A 20,339-nucleotide genomic window follows, 5' to 3' on the forward strand; every position below is an offset into this window, starting at 1 on the left:
ATCTTATGTGGGATAAAGGGTAAGGATTGTTAACATATTCTTACAAAAACTAATCTATACAATTACCCCTGTTTGTAAAAAAGTGACGCAGAGCATACATTTTGCGTACATTTAATTCGAAAAAATCATTTAGGAACGCCAGAAGAATGCACGCAATTTCACCTATAGGCTCTATTCGCACTCCCTACAAAGAGAAGTTTGCGATCCCCAGACAGCCAAATCTAGCACCTAGCGTCACCACTGAATTGTATCTAGAAGGCGAAGCAAATACTGAAACAGCCGTTCGCGAACTGAAGCAGTTCTCACATCTGTGGTTGCTGTTTCTGTTTGATCAGAATATAGATGCGGGTTGGAAACCCACTGTGCGCCCCCCTCGCCTTGGTGGTAATGAAAGGGTCGGTGTATTTGCCAGTCGTTCAACCTTCAGACCCAATGCCATTGGCATGTCAGCGGTAGAATTATTGGATGTTGAGATAAAAAGTGGACAGGTTATTGTGAAACTCGGTAATGTCGATTTGGTAGATGGCACACCCATTATTGACATCAAGCCTTATATCCCTTATTCCGATAGCATTCCTAACGCCAAAGGAGGGTATGCTGAAGCCCCACCTCAACCTGTAACTGTTCAATTTAGTGAGTCTGCAAAAAGCACACTAATGAAGCACTCCGATCATGAGTATCGAATACAAGCACTAACAGAGATCTTGTCACAAGATCCAAGGCCTGCGTATAAGAAAGGCAAGCCAGACTCAAAGACCTATGCCGTCCATTTATTTGAATGGAATGTCAGTTTTTCAGCCAATGAAGATGGCATTCAAGTGGTCGATATTGCCCCTTTAGCATAAGCCAATACACTGGTATTATAGGGAGCTATTTTTTAGGGTTCTAAACCCTTCCCTCTATATACAAATACAACGGAAAGCATCAATGCGTACCAGTAAATACCTAGTTTCTACATTGAAAGAAACGCCAAACGACGCAGAAGTAATTAGCCATCAGCTAATGCTTCGTGCAGGTATGATTCGTAAACTTGCCTCAGGCCTATACACTTGGCTGCCCACAGGTTTACGTGTATTGCGTAAAGTGGAAAACATTGTTCGTGAAGAAATTGACAATGCCGGTGCTGTTGAGACTTTAATGCCCGTTGTTCAACCGTTCGAACTTTGGGAAGAAACGGGTCGTTCTGAAAAAATGGGAGCTGAGCTTTTACGCTTAACAGATCGCCATGAACGCCCATTTGTTCTGAGCCCAACAGCCGAAGAAGTGATTACTAGCCATGTGCGCAACGAAGTTAGCTCTTACAAGCAACTTCCGCTGAACCTATATCAGATCCAGACTAAATTCCGCGATGAGCGACGCCCTCGTTTTGGCGTAATGCGCGCACGTGAATTTAGCATGATGGACGCTTATAGCTTTGATATCGACAAAGCGGGTTTAGAAAAATCTTATGAAGCGATGCATGAAGCCTACTGTAAGGCATTTGACCGTATGGGCCTTGATTACCGTCCAGTACTTGCTGATACCGGTGCTATCGGTGGTAGTGGTTCTCACGAGTTCCACGTACTTGCAGAAAGCGGCGAAGATCTAATTGCCTTCTCTAGCGAGTCTGACTACGCTGCAAACATTGAGAAAGCAGAAGCGCTAGCACAAGGTGAACTGGCAACTCCAACTCTAGAGATGACACAAGTTGACACACCAAACGCCAAAACCATCGCTGAGCTAGTTGAGCAATTTGAGCTGCCAATCGAGAAAACAGTTAAGACGCTATTTGTTAAAGCTTCTGACGACGTTGATGCTGAGCTTATTGGTCTTATCATCCGTGGTGACCACGAGCTAAACGAAGTAAAAGCAGAGAACCTTACTCAAGTAGCCTCTCCATTAGAAATGGCTACAGAAGAAGAAATCCGCGCAATCATTGGCGCAGGCCCAGGCTCTCTTGGTCCTGTAAACCTGAACCTGCCATTCATCGTTGACCGCAGCGCAGCTGTAATGAGCGACTTTGGTGCAGGTGCAAACATTGATGACAAACACTTCTTTGGTATCAACTGGGGTCGTGACGTTGAGCTTGCTCAGGTTGAAGACCTACGTAACGTAGTAGAAGGTGATCCAAGTCCATGTGGCAACGGCGTGCTTCAGCTTAAGCGTGGTATCGAAGTGGGTCATATCTTCCAGCTAGGCACTACTTATACTGACAAGATGAACTGTAGCGTGCTTGGTCCTGATGGTAAGAGCACAATCCTAGAGATGGGTTGTTACGGTATTGGTGTATCTCGTGTTGTTGCTTCGGCAATTGAGCAAAATCACGACGACAATGGCATCATCTGGCCTGACGCAATTGCTCCATTCCAAGTTGCGATCGTTCCAATGAACATGCATAAATCTGAACGCGTTAAAGAAGCAGCAGAGAAGCTTTACGCAGACCTAACAGCTCAAGGCATTGAAGTTCTATTTGATGACCGTAAAGAGCGCCCAGGGGTAATGTTCAAGGATATAGAGCTTATCGGTATACCACACACTGTTGTTATTGGTGATCGCAGCATGGACAATGGCCACTTTGAGTACAAGAGTCGTCGTGACGGTGAGAAAGTGCCTGTAGAAATGGACAACGTTGTTGCGCACCTAAAAGGTCTGCTTAAGTAAGCCTTTACGCGTTGATTCCCTTTTCTAGAAAAGGGAAAAACAGATTCTAATAAAGGCAGCCTCGGCTGCCTTATTCATATTTGGAGAAACATAATGAAAATCTACGATTGCTGCGACCTAGTTCGCGAGCTCTATGCTCAAATTGGCAGTGGTGACCAAGGCTACATCCCACAAGCTATTACTTGCGCATTAAAAACGCTCAATGATATTGCTGCAGATACTAACCAGCCAAAAGAGACCCGAGAACGTGCCGCTTTTGCCGCTGCAAACCTGTTGATCTCTGATTTTGAGGACTAGCCCATGAATCTAGCCAACTATCAAACAATGGATGTTGTAATGCTAATGAGCATCATCAATATGAAACTGCGAGACGACTTCAATGGCGATCTAGATTCGCTAGTGAAATCCTTTGATATCGACAAGCAGCTGCTCATTAAAAAATTGGCAACGGGCAGCTTCGAGTGGTTGGCTGAAGCTAAACAATTTAGATAAGCACTCCACCAAATAACAAGGTAGCTAGGGTCTGTTGACCTTTTGCGATTAAATTTTGCTCGACTAGAAACCATTTAATCAAGGCGAGGGGCTTGCCGCCTAGTCATCTAAGCAAAAGACGCTCAACGACGAGTAAATGGTTTCTAGCCGAGCCCTTCGGGTAGCGTTTGTTGGGCATTTCTACGTCGTTAGTCCCTTTTCATGTGGAACCACCACACCTAAAAGTGACTGCCTTGTTTAAATACCCAACAAATCGCTACAAAAATAAACTCAAAAGATCAACAGACCCTAGTAATGGCTACTTTTTTTTGTTCAATTGAGCCTTGATTTTCCAAGCAATAGACTGCCTATAACGATAGTCTTCTAGTTGATGAAGGGATAAAACACGTGATAACCAACTTAGCTGATCCGTTATTTACTACGATGATAAGTTAAGTCGAATGTCGCGAGTATGGCTTGGAAGGCGTGGAGCGTAGTGTTCGACATAAAAATCGAGATAAAAAAAGCCCGCTGTTAACAGCGGGCTTTTCAGAAACTTTTAATCTAATTAGAATTAGATAGCAGTAACGTTTGAAGCTTGAGGGCCTTTTTGACCTTGCTCAACTTCGAAAGATACTTTTTGGCCTTCAGAAAGAGTTTTGAAGCCTTCAGAAACGATAGCACGGAAGTGAACGAATACGTCAGCGCCGCCGTTGTCTTGAGAAATGAAACCGAAGCCTTTCTCTTCGTTAAACCATTTTACTGTACCAGTAGTCTTTGACATGTTATGTCCCTTAGTATTTAAGATTAATCGAACGTCACTAATATGACGGCTGCGCAAGCTTTAGCTATTAAGTTAAGGGAAAAACAGAAAACACTACTTTACTTTTTACAATAAAATTTGAAACTTGCTTTTGCTTAATTTTGTCTAACAACTTTGCCTTACGAAGCGAGTGATATGCTACAGCAGTTTAAAGCTTTGTAAACGTTTTTCTTAGATTATCTGGAGATATTTTCGTAGAAAAAAGTAACAAAGCTTACAAGTCACTGAAACCACTAAAATATAGCTCAAATATTGAACAGTTGATAATTTTCTAACTCAGGGATAGTTTCAACCAACGATTTCTCTTCTTCTGCTAATTTACCCATAGAATCACAGTAATCTTGTGCCTGTCCTGCAATTTCAGAAGAGTGTTCTTTAAGCTTTTTTTCTACTGAGATCTTGAGATCATTCAATTGCTTCTGAAGTTCGGTAAAATTAATCCCCTCTTCCGAGGCCATTTGTTCTTGTAGTACTGAAAATGCGCTGGCAAAGAATTCACGGTTAAACACCTCGCGAGCATCGGCAAAATCTTGCTGCCAGTTATCAAACATATTGCCAAAGGCATTAGGTTTTAAGACCCACTCCCCATTTTGATAATATCGCTGCTCCAACTTTGCATAAAAATCAGCGATTGCCTGACGAACATTGTCAAAAGCATCAGTATCGTTGAATTTAGCTGAAACATCATCAAGCACCTCATTAGCTAGTAACATACCCGACTGTGCTACTTCACGAGCTTTAGGAATATCGTTATTCAATTGCACCCTGTAGTGATCGAGTAATTGTTGTTGCTCTTTATTCAAAGGGATAGACTCACCATTGATAACCAGCCCTTTAGCTTCAAATACCGCTCGATGACCTTCACGGTCAATGATCTCTACCTCTTTTCCATCTAGGTGTAATTCATTGTTTAGATCTACATTACAAGACTCGTAATCCGTTAGTGACTGCGCTTGAAGTGCTGGAGCGACCAATAATGATCCAACTAAAATGCTCGAGGTAATGCGCTTAATCATTGATAATTCCTTGTTAAATGATATCCGACTACTTTACAGCCAAATTATTCGTTATCCAATAAGCTTAACTGCTTGGCTTGGGCTTCCGGCTGCAACATGACACTCAAGCCCAATAAACGAATCTCACGCCCCTGTTGACGCAGTAATACTTCTTCTAGCAAAGGATAAAAGGCTGCTAAGTTCAACTTATTGGAACCTGTTTCAATGGTTGTCAATTGAAAGTCAGCAAATTTAACCTTAATACCTTGCTTAGTGATAGGGCGAACGTGTTCTCCTCCCACCTTATCTAAGCGGCGCTGCAATTCTGGATAAAGCCGCTGCTCTATCACCTCCCAGCACTGCTCGAGGGCTTCAATATTTTTAGTAAAAGTGCGCTCCACACCCACAGATTTTCGCTCTCGAGAAACCTGCACACTGCGATTATCGATACCATGGCAGCGCTTCCAAAGTGATGCACCTAATCGACCATGTCGTACCAACAAATCACGATAGTTCGCGTTACGCACATCCTCACCAAGATAAAGACCCGTGCGATGTAATCTTTGCAAAGCAACCTTTCCCACACCAGGTATCTTTTGCAGAGGCATGCTGTCAATGAACTCCTGTACTTGGCTAGGCGGTATCACATACTGCCCATTAGGCTTATTCAAATCTGACGCCACCTTAGCCAGAAATTTAATAGGAGCCACTCCTGCTGACGCAGTAAGGTTGAGCTCTGATTCAATATCGCGCCTAATTGACTGAGCAATTAAGGTAGCGGACCCATTGCATGATGGGCTATCTGTGACATCAAGATAGGCCTCATCTAACGATAGCGGCTCTATGATATGAGTGTAACGAGCGAAAATAGCGCGAATTTGAGCCGACACTTCTTTGTACATCGACATTCGACCGGGCACAACTAACAAGTGGGGGCACAACTTTTTAGCCTGTGCGGTAGGCATTGCTGAATGAATACCAAAACGCCGAGCCTCATAGTTACAGGTACTCAATACTCCCCGTTGCGTCTCGCTTCCACCCACCGCTAGTGGACGATTGCGATATTCGGGGAAATCTCTCATTTCTACCGCTGCACTAGATAACTAGCGAGTGAAAAATGTATGCTAGTGCGGAGTATACAAATAAAATGTTAAATAACAATTGTTTAAATCGTTAAAGCAACTTACATTTTCTGTATACAAAATTTTCTTGAAGATCGACAATAATTTTAGTCACTCTTGATACATATCACTTACAAATTTAGCGTCACCTACCATTTAAAACTAATTTGCTCTTTATTACTTTTTTCTGTATCTAACCCCACACTCAGACCTATAAGGCGTATCCCTCGACCATTCTGTCGTTTCAATGCTTCTTCTAGTAACTCATTAAAAAACAACTTATCTAAAGTACGTTTTTTATGCTCGACCGTTGTTTGCTTAAAATCATTAAATTTTAATTTGACTCCCTGCTTAATGATTTTTTTGTCTGAGGAAGCCCTTTCAAGCCTACTCAATAAAGATGGATAGAGATGTGCAATTGCATTGTGACATTCGGCTTCTGTATGAATATCTGAGTTAAATGTTTTTTCAACACCCACAGACTTGCGAACCCTAGAAGTTTCTATATTCCTTTTATCAACTCCGTGACACTTTTCCCATAGAGACTGACCGAACTTACCAAATTGTTTAAGTAAAAGTCTTTGATCGTAAGCTTTTACATCTTTGCCTGTAAATAGACCTAATTTGTTTAATTTTTCCTTCGTAACCTTGCCAACACCAGGTATCTTTCCTAGATCCAACTCTTCGACAAAACTCTCTATTTGCTCAGGGGTAATAACACAGATACCATTCGGCTTATTTATATCTGAAGCAACTTTAGCCACAAATTTTATTGGGGCAACACCTGCGCTAGCAGTAAGCTGCAATTCCGATTCTATTGCCTTCCTTATATCTTCCGCTATTAATGTGGCAGAACCTTTGAATAGATTAGAGTCCGACACATCCAAATAAGCTTCATCAAGAGACAAAGGTTCAATAACATCTGTATAGCGAGAAAAAATAGCCTGTATTTGTTTGGATACCAATTTGTACTTTTCCATGTTTCCTGGAATAACAGTTAAATTTGGACAGAGTTTGAGGGCTCTCGCGGTAGGCATAGCTGATTTAACTCCAAACTCTCTAGCCTCATAGTTACATGTTGACAGAACACCTCGACCATATTGGGAGCCACCAATAGCAAGGGGGATGCCTCGTAGGGTAGGATCATCTCTTGCCTCAACAGCAGCATAGTAACAATCAAGATCTACATGGATTATTTTCTTAGTCATTAAACTCACCATAACTGTTATTATATACAGTGTAGCAAGTTGCAATTTTTGAGGGAAGTACTCTATTGTTTGATTCTGCCTAAGGAAGTTCCATGTAGCTCATCGTCGAAACTTACTGTCGTAACACATTTCTGGACAATTCCGAGTTGCGATAAGCGGATGCTGCCCAGCATTCAGATAGCTTATTTTATGTCAAACACATGGTAATCGTCCCGGAAAATAAGAATCTCCACCATTAAAAGTTACAACATAAATTCTACGATTGAATGCAATTATGAATGGGCGGATTACTGGTATGGAAAAGTAGTTTAATTAAATGTCGGCTCTATCTGATGTAGATCAGTTTACCTTAAGTCTAGAAGACTAGATTTACAGTTACCTTACTATAGGAGCAACAGTTATAGCAGTGCCGATGGTAGTGACCATCAGCATTGACTTCCCCCCACCTGATATTTCATCAACATCAACCGATATACCAATAATAGCATTGCAGTTTAGATCTCGGGCTTTGTTTTTTAGATCTAACAATGACTCATCTTTAATACTGTCAATGGTGTCTATATAACCACCTGCTTTACCGCCAACGATATCTCTTATCGATGCAAAAATATCTTTAAATATATGAGTACCAACAACGACAGTTGAAGTAATTACACCTTTGTTATCTGAAATAATCAAGCCATCAGAAATATAGTTCGTTGTTGAGGTGTACACATGATCAGATTCGTCCTCTGAGTCTCTACGTTCATATTCTTCAATAAGCTCATATTTCTCTATAGCTTCAACTTCAGAATCAGCTTCTATTTCGTAAGTCTCATAGCCTTTACTTTTAAGTTTTTTCCCGTATGCAACATTCGTTGCAACTTCAATCTTCCCATTATCTACAATAATAAAATACAGCATAACAATACCCTATTGATTGATAATCGTTGAAATAAAAATCATCATAAATAACACCGGAATTATAATTATATGAAATCAAACTATAATCTATATTTAACAACATACTTCTAGAGTACACCGTTAATATTAAATGTAGTGATATGAAACTTATCTTTCCATTTTTAGTTTTTAAGGGGAAGTACATTCATAGTGGATCAGCAAATTCTGTCAAAGAACAACTGTTAAAATCAGATCTATTTTCAGTTTTCTTCAATTTAAGGGAATTCTGAGTTTTGGGGTCCCTATCGCGAAGATTTTGCACGCACTAATGCTCGTCATTTATTTAGATTAGTATTTAATGGATTGTCTTGGATATATAAATGAGTAGTCAAATTTCCCTATCCCGCTTGAGGAACCATGCTTGGTCAACAAGTGGTTTATCTATATAATCATCAGCGAATAAAACAATACTGTTATCTTTTCCTGTTATAATGATAATGCCACATATTTTATTCCTGTCTTGGACGTAACTTAGTTCATATACAGAGTAATTAACAGCAAAAGGTAACTGAGAGAAGTCTCCCCCCATTCTTCCGAAGTAATTATTTTGATAGGCTGTTTGATAATACACATTCGCATACCAGAAGTTATTGATACTATTTATAATGCATTCGTCATTGGATTGAGTAACTGGAAAATCAGAACTCACTGGACGATTTGCTCTTCTGACGTTTACTGCTTTCCCTGAAAAAGTGATTGATTGCAAAAAAGGGTAATCATCAGAGATAAGAGGATAGATATTACTAGCATACTGCATATCGAAGTCGTCACTCGTGCGCCACGTACCATTTAGAATGTGTGCATCAATAGTGAAAGTTACTGGCTCCTTTGATATAAATGAGCTATCCAATCTATCATTTAATGTATTAATTCTTTCCTCTGTTATCGAGTGTATGCACTCGCTGTTCGATCCACATTGGTTTCTTTGACGAAGAAACTCTATCTGGTCAACCTGCAACTGCGTTTGTTCACTACCAAAGAAAAAACGTTGAGCATCCTTGTAAACAGAGGAAAGCTTCTGATCTTGATTAGATAGTTTGTAATTATTACATATCGAGACTTCAACATCCGTAGTCGCACTCGCACAATCAAATGATGGTAGAGCCATTGTTTCATTAATTAATAAATAGGGCGTCCCAGAATCGAAATAATAGAAAGTTACATCGTCATTAATCCCTGTTCCTTCAAGTGTTGAATACCCTCCAAGGCAGCAAGTTAACTCGACGTTTTCTTCATCGACTGTACCGATGAAAACATTTTTAAAAATTATAGGAGCTAAACGTAAAAAATCTTCTTCAGAATAAATTTCTCTATTTTCCATCATTCCAGAAAATCGCCATTCAATACCATTATCTACAATCAACTGATATGCTTTAGCGTAATTCTTAGAGCTAATTTCATGAGCAAACTTCAATGCTTTCTGTTGCGCCTTCTGAGACTCAAACTCATCTGCATAGCAATGAAAACTACCAATCAATGCAAAGAAACAGATTTGTATCAGCCTCATTTTTGGATACCTCTTAAGTTATGGTAATGCTTCAACGCTTTATTTTAGTATGCGGTAGTTTCAGCGTTATTCAAGGTAGTTGCCATCAATCGATTATTTATTAATCTGCTTTTATTTCTGGATTTAAGTTTAACTAATCAACGAGTTCACAGTTTCTAATATCCTTAGGTCAGCGCTCAAAATTTTGCCTCTTTAAGACCAATAATGCTTCTCCATGCCCCCGTAAAATCTCTCGACATTAGCTATTGTCTGAATCCGCTTGCGTAGCGCAACTTTACTTGTGTTTTGTACTTTACCAATCTACGAATACTTCTACCCTACAATGATGTGACTCTACATCTGTCTATTTAAACGCCTTGAGTTGAGGCCATCGGTTCTACTAAATATTGGGGTTATTATAGTATCGGGTAAATATCATAGATACTCGTCAACGAAGATATGTCCCTTAATTTAATCAAACCACTAAATGACATAGTTTCCCACTTCTCATCATACAAACTGGTTTCTGGCTCAACACCTTCATCAGAAAAAACATCAAATTTATCGTCTAATGTTAGTGTTTGTTTTCTCATAGTTAGGAAATTCATACTTTCTTTGCGTTGTATTATGCCATTAACACCTTCAGCACTTTCGTAACCAATCAAGTAAAAAAAACCGCCTTTATAACGAAAATTAAACTCATCCCAACCATACCTTCCCTGACTATAGTGAACATACAGATGACCATTTTTAGATTCTATCGACATTTCAGGAGGCGCATATATACCACCGTCTTCGTTTTCTGATTCAAAGCAATCTAGATTTTCAGATATTATGGAATAGTCATACCCACTATCCTTGAGAATAATTAATCCTCGTTTATTTCTATCAACAGTTTCGCCGTAATTATTTACGACATTAAATTTAGGGTCTGTCATTTTTATTAATAGTATTACTTCATCATTCCCATCGCTTGTTAAATCACCAACAATTAATCTTGATATTTTGTATTTATCAGGCACTACATCTGAGATGTGCTCATATTTTATGTTTTCAGCATATGTATTGAAAGCACTTAAAGATAGAAGGGTGAAAATAAAAATAAATTTAATATTACTCATTGAGTTTGCCGCTCACATCTAATAAATTTTAATGTACATCGAAGTTATAATAGAGAAATATAATCCATGAAAATTAAATTTTTCATATGAAGTGGGTCAACATCGGATTCATACCTAACTAACATATATCCACTATGGATTAATCCCAATAACCCTCCAACAGAATGAGTAACAATCTTCGCTAAGAAACTCATGAACAAAATAATTAGAGGGTATATAAATAAGTTTATAAATCTCACTCATTGATTTTATTTATACCATAATTAATTACTATTAATGCATTTACCTGTCCACACTCTCATTGGTTTGGCATTTTCATCTATATTGGCAAACATCGCCATTACATCGACTCCATTATAACCGTCGTAAATAACATAAGAATAGCTACTATACTCACTTTGTAGAAAGTACATTTTACCATCTGATTGCACTTTAAAATCAGTTATTACATTTTCACTCATTAAAGCATCATTACTGGTAACTTTATTAGAAGCTAAATATAGATTAGTTTGAATAGCTGATTCACTGTCAAAATGTTGACCTTCAGATTCATCCCACACACAGTTAACAGAAGCATTTGCACTTCCCACAAAAACGAGAAGTACACTTAAAATAAGCCCATTTTTTTTCATTGTTCTCACTCCTAAATATTTTTAAAGCTAACATAATTAAACCAAGAAATATGACAGTAGTTGCTGTTACACTATTTCCATAACTTACATGAAGTCAGACTGTGTTTTTGGTAAGAAAGATAAAATTTCAAATATGAAACAACCATCTCCCTCTATTCATAGATGCGAAAGAAAATTTCGCTATAAATCAACACTGGAGAGCATCAAAGGTACGATTATTCAATATAGAGGACGAGAGTAACTAGGCAAAATTCTAACGATGAAGAAAAGTAAGCCAAATAACAAAGCTTAAATTGAAGGGTAATCCCCTCCAAAACTCATAATGGGGCAAAAATGCGTTGCAATTTTCAAATGGGGAAGTGTTTTTCTTCATACTCTTCAACCAATAGAACCAGTCTTTCAAGTTCGTCACCTCCTGGAGTACCTGGTTTAGCAACATCAAACAGAGATTCAATTCGCTTCAATGCGGCTTGATAATCACTTTCAGAGGGTTCAAGGTCAAATTCATCCAATGTTATCGCAGCCAGTTCATCAGCATGTGCTGTATTTGATGTAAGACCCTCAAGCAGTCCTTTTCCTGAAATTGGTTTACGGCTCATAGCTCGCTCCTTGATTGAAAGTGAATTAGATAATTAAGAACACAATGCATTACTGGCGATAACGTAAAGTCTGCCCTTAAACCCAATGGGAAAATACTTTTGGGACCTCATGAAACCACAAACGCCGAAATAACCCTCTGCCTAAAAGCCCCGAGTCGAAGCTCATCAAACGTCCCTAGAGTCCCATATAAATTGGTACTTCCATTCGAACCATCTCCCCAAGAGACTTTAGAACTCTGACTACCATGCGACCCAAGTAACGCTTTAGATCCCAAATGATTTTGCTGAACACTTGTATCAGCCTCTACCAACACTCCCATATTCGCAAACACACAAGACTCTGGAATGTCTTGTTCAATCCGTTCTGCAAATTGAATCAAACTTTGCTCGGCAAATGTGAACAACCACGCTTGTTGTTCTGATGAAGAGTTCACTCTAAGTATGCGCCCAAGAACCTGTCTAAAATACAGTTCGGTTTTGACAGAACTCATATGACAACAAACTTGAAGTCTCGGAATATCAGTACCTTCGCTAATCATTCCAACACTAACAATCCACTGAGCATCGCTGTGTCGGTAACGCTCGATCTCTGCGAGTGGTTCTTCATGGCGATAGGTAACAATTGCGACTGTTTGCCCAAACTTTTGTGAAAGTATCTCTTTGATAGTCTGCGCATGCTGAACCGATGCCGCAACGACTAAACCACCTGCGTTTGGTGAGTCCTTGCGAACCATTGCTAGCCGCTCGCAACCTAAACCAAGCAAATACTCCATAGCCTCTTGGTTGTGTATCACGCTCTGGTACGAAGCCTTGGTTTGTTTAAGCATCTCTAATATCGATGAAAATGACTCAACTTTTTCGCTATTGGTCACGGATAAGTGTTCATTATCAATCAAAGTGATTTTCGGCGCTCGGCAAACCCCATCTTCAATCGCTTGCTTTAAGGTATATTGATAATCAACAAGCAGTTGCCCATCAGGATCGCTGTATTTACCCATTACAATGGGCAAAGAATCTGATCTCCAAGGTGTTCCCGATAGCGCGAGTGTATAAGTGGCAAGACCTTGAATCTTAGTTAACACCTGTAGACCCCAAACGTTCGCATTTTCAAGTTCTGAGCCAGAGCAGTGATGTATCTCATCAAACACAACAAAGACTCGGTGGCTCCGTAATGTTTGCCAAAACTCGTCGTTGAGAAACTGGATTGATTGATACGTTAATGATTGCCCAATGGAACCTAAACCCCCGTTAAAAGTGCAGTTAAGTATTGAAGAAAAGGTTCTTTTTATACCATCAGATACTGTTAATGATGGTGAGAAACACAATACAAGATCCACCATGTCGCTTTGTAATAGTCTTAGTGCAACATTGGCGGCAAGCACTGTTTTACCAGCCCCAGGCGTTGCTTGACAGAAGAAGTGAGAGTGGTCGTTTCTAAACTTACTCATCGCGATGTCTGAGCATTCAGCTTGCCATTTTCTTAACACGGTTCATTTCCTACAGACAAAGTATTAAGAACCTTTGTTAAAACATTTACTTTACCAAGCAGCAATGCAGCACGCTCTTTGGCTTGTTGGTGCAATGGTGCTAACTGATTTTCGAGTTCAGGAAATCTAACGACTATTGATTGATACTCGTCAACTTCGCCAAGCACTATCTCTAGTTCACCCTTATATTCATTTCGTTCATTGATCAAAACGGAATAGTTTTGAACTGTACCTTGAGGTTCTAATTCAACCTGATCCCTAGAGCTAGCAAACGAAAACATATTCTTAAGCTGCTCAGTTTGGAAATAGAGTTTTGTTCGACCTGAGCCTTCATTGCGTAGCCATTTGTTTTTCTCAAAGCGAAGAATTTGTCGATACACCTTTTTACGAGCTTCAACTGGGTCAGATGTGGCACCATCAATAGACAGCCACATATCTCTGGCTTCTATCACTGTAAATCCATCTAACCTATTTTCAATCAATAACTTGTGCATCAGCACGCCAATTCTTCGAGACAAACTCATATCTAAATTCACACCAACCAAAAAAACTAAGGATTGCTTAGTATACAGAAATCTATAAAACTAAGAAAATCTTAGTTAAGTTGAGCTCAGAGAAATGAAGTTTAAGTGCCATTTACAAATCCAATCCCAGTGCGACTCAAAGAAGCGCGCAAAAAAGCAAAACTCTCTCAAAAATCCTTGGGAGAAAGCATAGGTATGGATGAAAGCTCAGCAAGCCCTCGTATGAATCAATATGAGAAAGGTAAGCACACGCCTGATGTTCAAACCTTGAAGGCAATAGCCGACAAACTAGGTGTGCCACTTAACTACTTTTTTTGTGAAGATGATAGCTCAGCCGAGTTAGCGTGCCTTATTGCTCAATTGACAGAGAGCGAGAGAAAGAAACTCATTGCTGCACTTAGCCGAGAATAGAGCTAAGGATAAGAGGTGAGGAGTAAGTGTTACCCTTGATGGGTAAAATGAGAACGGCAGAGGCAGCATTTATATCTAACCTTTACAATTCAAGGAGATATCTACTCAATGAGTATAAGGGCTTTGCCCTTGCCCAGGATACTTCTCAAAGATATGCATATATACTTCGCTACAAGTTTTAGGCCACAAGTCATCGTCATAAGACTCTGGTAGGCTATCCAGTACTTCCTCAATCATGTTTTTAACTCTGGCTTTAGTTCGCTGCTTCTTACGCCAATCAATAACCAAAATTTCTTTCATTTTTTCCGTCAGCACTTTGGCAATCTCTTTGATTTGATTGCGCTCCTTATCGGTCAAAGGAGCTTCTTGAACCATCAGGTCGTATACTGCCAATTCTTCTTCCGTTAAGCCTTCGCGTACAGTACGTTTTTCTTCATGTTCCAACTTAATGATGAACTCTTTTAAGCGATTGAAAAACTCTTCTGCGGTGTATGCACCTAAGTTATACGCTTCGATCAGCTCTTGAAATTTCTGCTGTAGATCTTGACGCGTTTTATTTTTAAGCACCATAGGCTGCAACTTACGCTCAATGAGGTTTTTTAGTTTTTCCGCATCAGATTGCTTCGGCTTTTCAACCTTGGCTACCATAGTCGCTAACGCATCAAAGTCGATATTCGCTATGTTTACCGGTTCAGGTAAGTTGCTTTGAATCTTGATTGTAGATATCGATTCATCTAGCAATTCGTTGACCTGATTGCGAACAACATCTAAAACATCCTCATCATCAATGGACAAACCAGATTTCAAACGCATTTGAGAATAGATGATATTGATAGCAATTCGGTACGGCACATACTGGTTAGCGCTATCATCAGGCATAATCGCTTTAAAGATACGATTTATCTGTCTTAAGAAGGATGTGAACTCTTCTTTATTCTTTGGCTCTAGAAGTATTTCGCTGGCATTATCCAAAAGTGATAGCTTGGCAAAACCATCTGCTGGAGCTGATACGATCTGGTTTAGGTCAATATCAACACCATTTAAGAATACGATTAGCTCATTGATAGCCACACCTAAAGCCGCGACAAGTTCAGACTTATCTTTTGCTGGACTATCAACCTTATCAGGTGCCCCACCTTCTGCTACACCGCCACCGTATAACCCTAAGGCCTGTTGCAGGGCACTGAATATATTTATGTAATCGACTATCTGCCCTGCTGATTTTCCTTCAAAGACACGGTTTGCACGTGCGATGGTTTGCATCAATGTATGACTCTTTAGGGGCTTATCTAAGTAAAGTGTTGAAACAGATGGTGCGTCAAAACCTGTTAACCACATTGCACATACAAAGACGATTCTTAAGTCATCCTCAGGATCTTTGAATTTTTCATCAATTTTTTCCTTCAGAAAACGTTCTCTGTGAGGTTTGTAATCCAGACCTTTTTTAGCAAGGCGTTCATCGTCATTTTGCCCCCCAGAAACAACGACTGCCATATCGGTCGTTTCCATATGATCAATTTGAAATTGAAGTTTGTTTAACCTACTACCAGAGGCATATTTTGCCTGTGATTTTAGGCTATTGAGCTTAGTCTTCCATGCTAACTGAACTTTATCGTACATCTTAATGGTGGTTGCTTTATCGATTGAAACCACCATCGCTTTACCTAACATACCATCACTGAAAGGATCTCGATTTATATAGTGTTCAACCAAATCAGCGGCAATGGTTTCTAAGCGGTCATCTCGTGTAATGATATGGTAGGCTTTGGAAAACTCAGTTTCTAAGCGAGTCTCTTGCTCTTCTGTAAGATCTGCCTGATCAAGTATCTCGGCAATATCTTCACCTATCGTATCACTCGACACAGAAACTTCGGGCACACGGTTCTCGTAATAGAGCGGTAAGGTTGCACCATCATCCACAGCGTCAGCAAAGTTATAAATACTAATGTAGTCACCAAACACTTCTTGTGTTTTTGCTTCACCAGCTAATAACGGCGTACCCGTAAATGCCATGAATGAGGCATTTGGCATAGCATTACGCATGTTCATCGCCAATGAATCATATTGGCTACGGTGTGCTTCATCGGTAATCACAATGATATCATCACGCTCTGAAAGTACTGGAAAATTGCCTTTCTCATCACCTTTAAACTTTTGGATCAAGGTAAACACAAATCGGTGATCTTCACCGAGTAGGGCTTTTAACTCTGCACCGGAATCTGCCTGGCAGTTTTCAGTTACGATGCCAGCTGAGTTGAAAGTTTTGTATATTTGGTCGTCTAAATCCGTTCTATCTGTGACTAATACGAACGTCCAGTTACCAGTGTATTTGCGAAATGCTTTTTTACAGAAGAATACCATTGAAAAGCTTTTACCACTGCCTTGAGTGTGCCAAAAAACACCCAATTGCCCAGCACGCTCTTTCACGTTACTTAGACCAGATAAAGCCTGATTAACACCCAAGTATTGGTGGTACTTAGCAATGATTTTTACGGTGTGCTTTGATTTTACAAATAGAGTGTAGTTTTCAATGATATCTAACAGGCGGTTTTGTTCACACACACCTCGTATAACCACCTCTAAACTGACTCGACGCTCTTCTTTTTCGCACTCAACCTTCTTCCATTCAGCGAAGTGCTCCCATTGGCTAGATATCGAACCAACCTTAGACTGTACGCCATTCGAAAGAATAATTATCTGATTGTATGTGAAGAGCTGAGGGATGGTATTTTTATAATCAGATAGGTTGTTTTTATAAGCCGTTAGAAGGTTTTTATGGCTTGCTTTCAGTTCGATAAAAACAAGCGGCAATCCATTAACAAAGCCTATCAAATCAGGGCGACGGGTTTCAATTTCTCCGGTAATACTCATTTGGCTACAAAGCAGAAAGTCATTGTTACTGGTGTTGGACCAATCGATATACTGTACAACGCAGTCTTCTTCATCTTCAGAGTTCGTAGTGTATACGTAGCCATTAGTTAACAGCTCGTAGACCTCTTCATTCGCTGAAATAGCCGTCATTGCGCTTCTATCTCGTGATATTTGGTCAATCGCCTCTTGAATTACAAGCGTGTTCACATCTGGATTCAGCTTTAGCAGTGCAGCTTTTAACCTTGTAAATAAAACCACATCGTTGCGAGTTTCTCTGCCAAAGTATAATGGATTATCAGTAAGATGGTCATCATCAAGAGAGCCAAAAACCTCGTCCCAACACGTTGCCGTATCCCAGCCTAAGTCAGAGAAAAGGTTAATCGCTGGTTGTTCTACTAAAGCGTCTTCCGTATATGTCATTATCTTCTCTTATTCAAATCAGTTACTAAGCCGACAATTAAGTCCAAATCAGTTTTAATTTCAGCTATGCTTCTAGGCCGCTGCTGTAACCCTGTTGCCGTATCATGTCCCTGAAAGAACGTACTACAATTCGACATCCCTAAGTGAATCGCATCGTAATCTGCTTGGGTTATGTCTTCTATTAATTTCGTGATGCGTTGCGTTTGGATCGAGCGCCCGAATCTAGTTACAACATTATTGAACAACTTCTCTTCAACCAACCTTTCCCATGCTTCACGAAGTAGATTATAAAAGCGGTAGCACTGTTGTGAGTAATCAAACTCGGTTCCTGTCCGCTCTACTTTTTCTAATGCTTGATATGCCGCATTTAGTTGTCCAATTCTTGCTTTTATCGGTAAGGCATCCCAAGGCGGTGTATGGTCAACAAGGCCGGTATGCTTACGACTACGGTCTAAACGAACCTGTGTAACGGAAGCTCCTTCTACTTTCTCCACACATTCAAGCAAATACTTATAGAATACAATATCATGTGTAAACACAACCACTTGCCTTTCAAGTGACTCGTCTACAAGACGTTTACCGATGTCTTCACGCCATCGATGGTCAAGTGAGTTAACCGGATCATCAAAAATAACAGCGGAACGTCTACCATCTGAGATGATTTCCGCCATGAAACAAGCAATCGCTATACACCGTTGCTCACCTTCACTAGCAATTTCAGCAACGACATTCTTGCTACCGTCGGTAATTTCCAATTTTGAAAGTTGCTGACTTGCAGATCCTCTTGTTTTTACTTCTACATTGAACCTATCAAACCCAAACTTTTTCAATTCTTCGCCAAAGCACTTCACTAACGGCTCAATTATCGTCGATTTGCTCAGTTCATTAGAGAGAAGCGTTACTTGTCTAGTTGTCGTAACTTCCTCAATCGCTTTTAGCTTATTTTCAAGAACATACCGAGATATGTTTTTGATGATACTGTCCTTATTTTCTGCCACTAACTGCCGCGATTTTAGCTCTGCCAGAGCTTCTTCCTTTTCAGCAAGTAATGCGCTATGAGACTCATCATCATTTTTTGCTAGCAACTGAATATCAGCATGCAGCGCTTCTAGCTTTTCTTCACAATTAGTTATTGGCCGTTTATCGATATCGGACAAACCTATTTCTGAATCTTGACTTAAAAACTCCGATTGACGCAACTTTAGCGACTCAACCAACGTAGCCACGTCAGCCTTAAATGAACTACCTTCAGGTGTCAGCTCATCAATAACGGCATCGTAATCACTAATATCAATTACAAGTTCGTCAATTTCCTTAATGGCATCTTTGTGTTTTTTACTGGCTGTTTCTGCTTCTTGAACAGCTTGGTCTGCAACAAATTCCTTGAATGACGTCAATTTTTCTGCACTATCGCTACTGACAGGTTGCAAACACAATGGGCATGTATCTGACTCTGCTGGCGGAAAAGAAACTTCATTCGTTTGTGATTTAATAAATGATTCAGCTGCCTTCCATAGGGTTAACCACTTAGCGTCACCAATACCTTCAAAAGGCAAACCGGATAGAACACACTCTCTGAGTTCTTTTGCAAGCCCTGCCTTTTCATCAGCATCATGCTTAAGAGCTATTAACTCTGTATAGGCTTTCTTTGTTAAAGGACCATCTAACTCGTTAAGTTTGCGTAAAAAAGGCGTAATACGTGCGACCTTTGTACTCAACCCTTTCTTTAAACTAGCGACAGATTGAGACTTGAGCTCGAAAATACGTTGCTTAAGTGGTTCTACTTGACCGATTTCATCATCACTTCCACAATGCTTCTCGACATCTTGCACCGATGAAAGGTGGCTTAATCCGTTAACAAACTTTCCACTTAACGTCTCATCAGAAAACGTTGGAAGAGTTTGCATACCATTACCTGGCATCAACTCTTCAGCGATTTGTCTTTTTACATAGTCCATTGCAGCCGCTAAGCACTCTAATACTTTCAGAGCGAATAGTTTGTAGCCCAGCGTTCCTTCCTTTTTACTCACATAGTGTGAGGCGCTATCTGTATCGAACACCCTAATGGACTTCAGCTTTTCATTAGCTTCAGCCGTTTTTGTCCAATCAACCGTTAAGGTATCACTGTCATCACAAACGGTTAATTTAGCGGAAGAGGCTTCATCCGATTTATTAAACACATTACCGAGAATTGAGCTAACATCTCCCCTAGTTAAACAAGCGTGTTTTAAAATACGCGCGTAAGTTGACTTTCCCGTACCGTTGTCGCCATAAACAATGTTTAAGCCGTTAGAATTTAAATCTAGAGTTTGATTAGGTGCCAAAGAACCTACATTAACGACATCAGAAATCGAAGATAGCTTTACCTCAGACACCTCTGAAACTAACCCTGCTGCGGTAACTGGCGTTTCATAGAGAGCGTAAAGCTCATTTTTCTCAATAACGCCATATTCCATCTGTGCTATTGACCAAATCAAACGGTGCTGTTTCTCTGTCAATTCCCCTTTAGTAAGCGCCAGCCTAACAGCATGACGCCAAAAGACGGGCTTATCTTTCACCCAGTCAACGAGCTTTTCAATCGGCTGCAT

17 protein-coding genes and 1 pseudogene are annotated in these 20,339 nt (G+C 40.0%); 5 read left to right on the forward strand and 13 right to left on the reverse strand.

The window, feature by feature from the left end:
* The first annotated feature begins 146 nt into the window (after positions 1–146).
* From tsaA to OCU48_RS10080, 4 genes are all read left to right on the forward strand, one after another.
* The gene (tsaA, locus tag OCU48_RS10065; RefSeq protein WP_141345499.1) at positions 147–845 is read left to right on the forward strand and encodes a tRNA (N6-threonylcarbamoyladenosine(37)-N6)-methyltransferase TrmO; all 699 of its coding nucleotides are present in this window, start codon (positions 147–149) and stop codon (positions 843–845) included.
* 82 nt (positions 846–927) lie between these two features.
* Positions 928–2,640 (forward strand): proline--tRNA ligase, encoded by a 1,713-nt coding sequence (locus tag OCU48_RS10070; RefSeq protein ID WP_141345498.1) that lies wholly within the window; start codon positions 928–930, stop codon positions 2,638–2,640.
* Positions 2,641–2,733: 93 nt separating this feature from the next.
* Complete coding sequence (locus OCU48_RS10075) at positions 2,734–2,937, forward strand: YaeP family protein (RefSeq protein ID WP_141345497.1); 204 nt, start codon at positions 2,734–2,736, stop codon at positions 2,935–2,937.
* Positions 2,938–2,940: 3 nt separating this feature from the next.
* Positions 2,941–3,132: a DUF4250 domain-containing protein gene (locus tag OCU48_RS10080; protein WP_141345496.1), complete on the forward strand. Its 192-nt coding sequence runs from the start codon at positions 2,941–2,943 to the stop codon at positions 3,130–3,132.
* Positions 3,133–3,685: 553 nt separating this feature from the next.
* Here the strand turns inward: OCU48_RS10080 and cspE are convergent.
* The 11 genes and pseudogenes from cspE to OCU48_RS10135 all read right to left on the reverse strand — a co-directional run bounded on the left by cspE (position 3,686) and on the right by OCU48_RS10135 (position 14,049).
* On the reverse strand, positions 3,686–3,895 hold the full coding sequence (gene cspE, locus OCU48_RS10085) for a transcription antiterminator/RNA stability regulator CspE (protein ID WP_141345495.1): 210 nt from the start codon (positions 3,893–3,895) through the stop codon (positions 3,686–3,688).
* Positions 3,896–4,179: 284 nt separating this feature from the next.
* Positions 4,180–4,950, reverse strand: a complete 771-nt coding sequence (locus tag OCU48_RS10090) for a DUF2884 family protein (RefSeq protein ID WP_141345494.1) — start codon at positions 4,948–4,950, stop codon at positions 4,180–4,182.
* 44 nt (positions 4,951–4,994) lie between these two features.
* Positions 4,995–6,023, reverse strand: a pseudogene (gene dinB, locus OCU48_RS10095) (DNA polymerase IV); the annotation flags it as partial.
* 176 nt (positions 6,024–6,199) lie between these two features.
* On the reverse strand, positions 6,200–7,258 hold the full coding sequence (dinB, locus tag OCU48_RS10100; protein WP_141345492.1) for a DNA polymerase IV: 1,059 nt from the start codon (positions 7,256–7,258) through the stop codon (positions 6,200–6,202).
* A gap of 375 nt (positions 7,259–7,633) precedes the next feature.
* On the reverse strand, positions 7,634–8,161 hold the full coding sequence (locus tag OCU48_RS10105) for a YbjQ family protein (RefSeq protein ID WP_141345491.1): 528 nt from the start codon (positions 8,159–8,161) through the stop codon (positions 7,634–7,636).
* A gap of 367 nt (positions 8,162–8,528) precedes the next feature.
* Entirely contained in the window at positions 8,529–9,707 is a 1,179-nt protein-coding gene (locus OCU48_RS10110) for a lysozyme inhibitor LprI family protein (RefSeq protein WP_141345490.1), read from the reverse strand.
* Between the two features lie 395 nt (positions 9,708–10,102).
* Positions 10,103–10,807 (reverse strand): hypothetical protein, encoded by a 705-nt coding sequence (locus OCU48_RS10115; RefSeq protein WP_141345489.1) that lies wholly within the window; start codon positions 10,805–10,807, stop codon positions 10,103–10,105.
* Between the two features lie 263 nt (positions 10,808–11,070).
* On the reverse strand, positions 11,071–11,439 hold the full coding sequence (locus OCU48_RS10120) for a hypothetical protein (protein WP_141345488.1): 369 nt from the start codon (positions 11,437–11,439) through the stop codon (positions 11,071–11,073).
* Between the two features lie 347 nt (positions 11,440–11,786).
* On the reverse strand, positions 11,787–12,038 hold the full coding sequence (locus tag OCU48_RS10125) for a hypothetical protein (RefSeq protein ID WP_141345487.1): 252 nt from the start codon (positions 12,036–12,038) through the stop codon (positions 11,787–11,789).
* Between the two features lie 107 nt (positions 12,039–12,145).
* Complete coding sequence (locus tag OCU48_RS10130) at positions 12,146–13,525, reverse strand: DEAD/DEAH box helicase (RefSeq protein ID WP_141345486.1); 1,380 nt, start codon at positions 13,523–13,525, stop codon at positions 12,146–12,148.
* Complete coding sequence (locus OCU48_RS10135) at positions 13,519–14,049, reverse strand: hypothetical protein (RefSeq protein ID WP_141345485.1); 531 nt, start codon at positions 14,047–14,049, stop codon at positions 13,519–13,521. The genes OCU48_RS10130 and OCU48_RS10135 overlap by 7 nt, the downstream gene beginning before the upstream one ends.
* Positions 14,050–14,154: 105 nt before the next feature.
* On the opposite strand from OCU48_RS10135, the gene OCU48_RS10140 reads away from it, so the two are divergent.
* Positions 14,155–14,460 carry a helix-turn-helix domain-containing protein gene (locus OCU48_RS10140; RefSeq protein ID WP_141345484.1) on the forward strand — a complete coding sequence of 102 codons (306 nt, stop codon included), beginning with the start codon at positions 14,155–14,157 and terminating at the stop codon, positions 14,458–14,460.
* 105 nt (positions 14,461–14,565) lie between these two features.
* Here OCU48_RS10140 and OCU48_RS10145 read toward each other — a convergent pair whose 3' ends face one another.
* On the reverse strand, positions 14,566–17,751 hold the full coding sequence (locus OCU48_RS10145; RefSeq protein ID WP_141345483.1) for a type I restriction endonuclease subunit R: 3,186 nt from the start codon (positions 17,749–17,751) through the stop codon (positions 14,566–14,568).
* Positions 17,751–20,339 carry an AAA family ATPase gene (locus tag OCU48_RS10150; RefSeq protein WP_167496182.1) on the reverse strand — a complete coding sequence of 863 codons (2,589 nt, stop codon included), beginning with the start codon at positions 20,337–20,339 and terminating at the stop codon, positions 17,751–17,753. The genes OCU48_RS10145 and OCU48_RS10150 overlap by 1 nt, the downstream gene beginning before the upstream one ends.

It is taken from the genome of Vibrio inusitatus, assembly GCA_024346935.1.
GTDB lineage: Bacteria > Pseudomonadota > Gammaproteobacteria > Enterobacterales > Vibrionaceae > Vibrio > Vibrio inusitatus.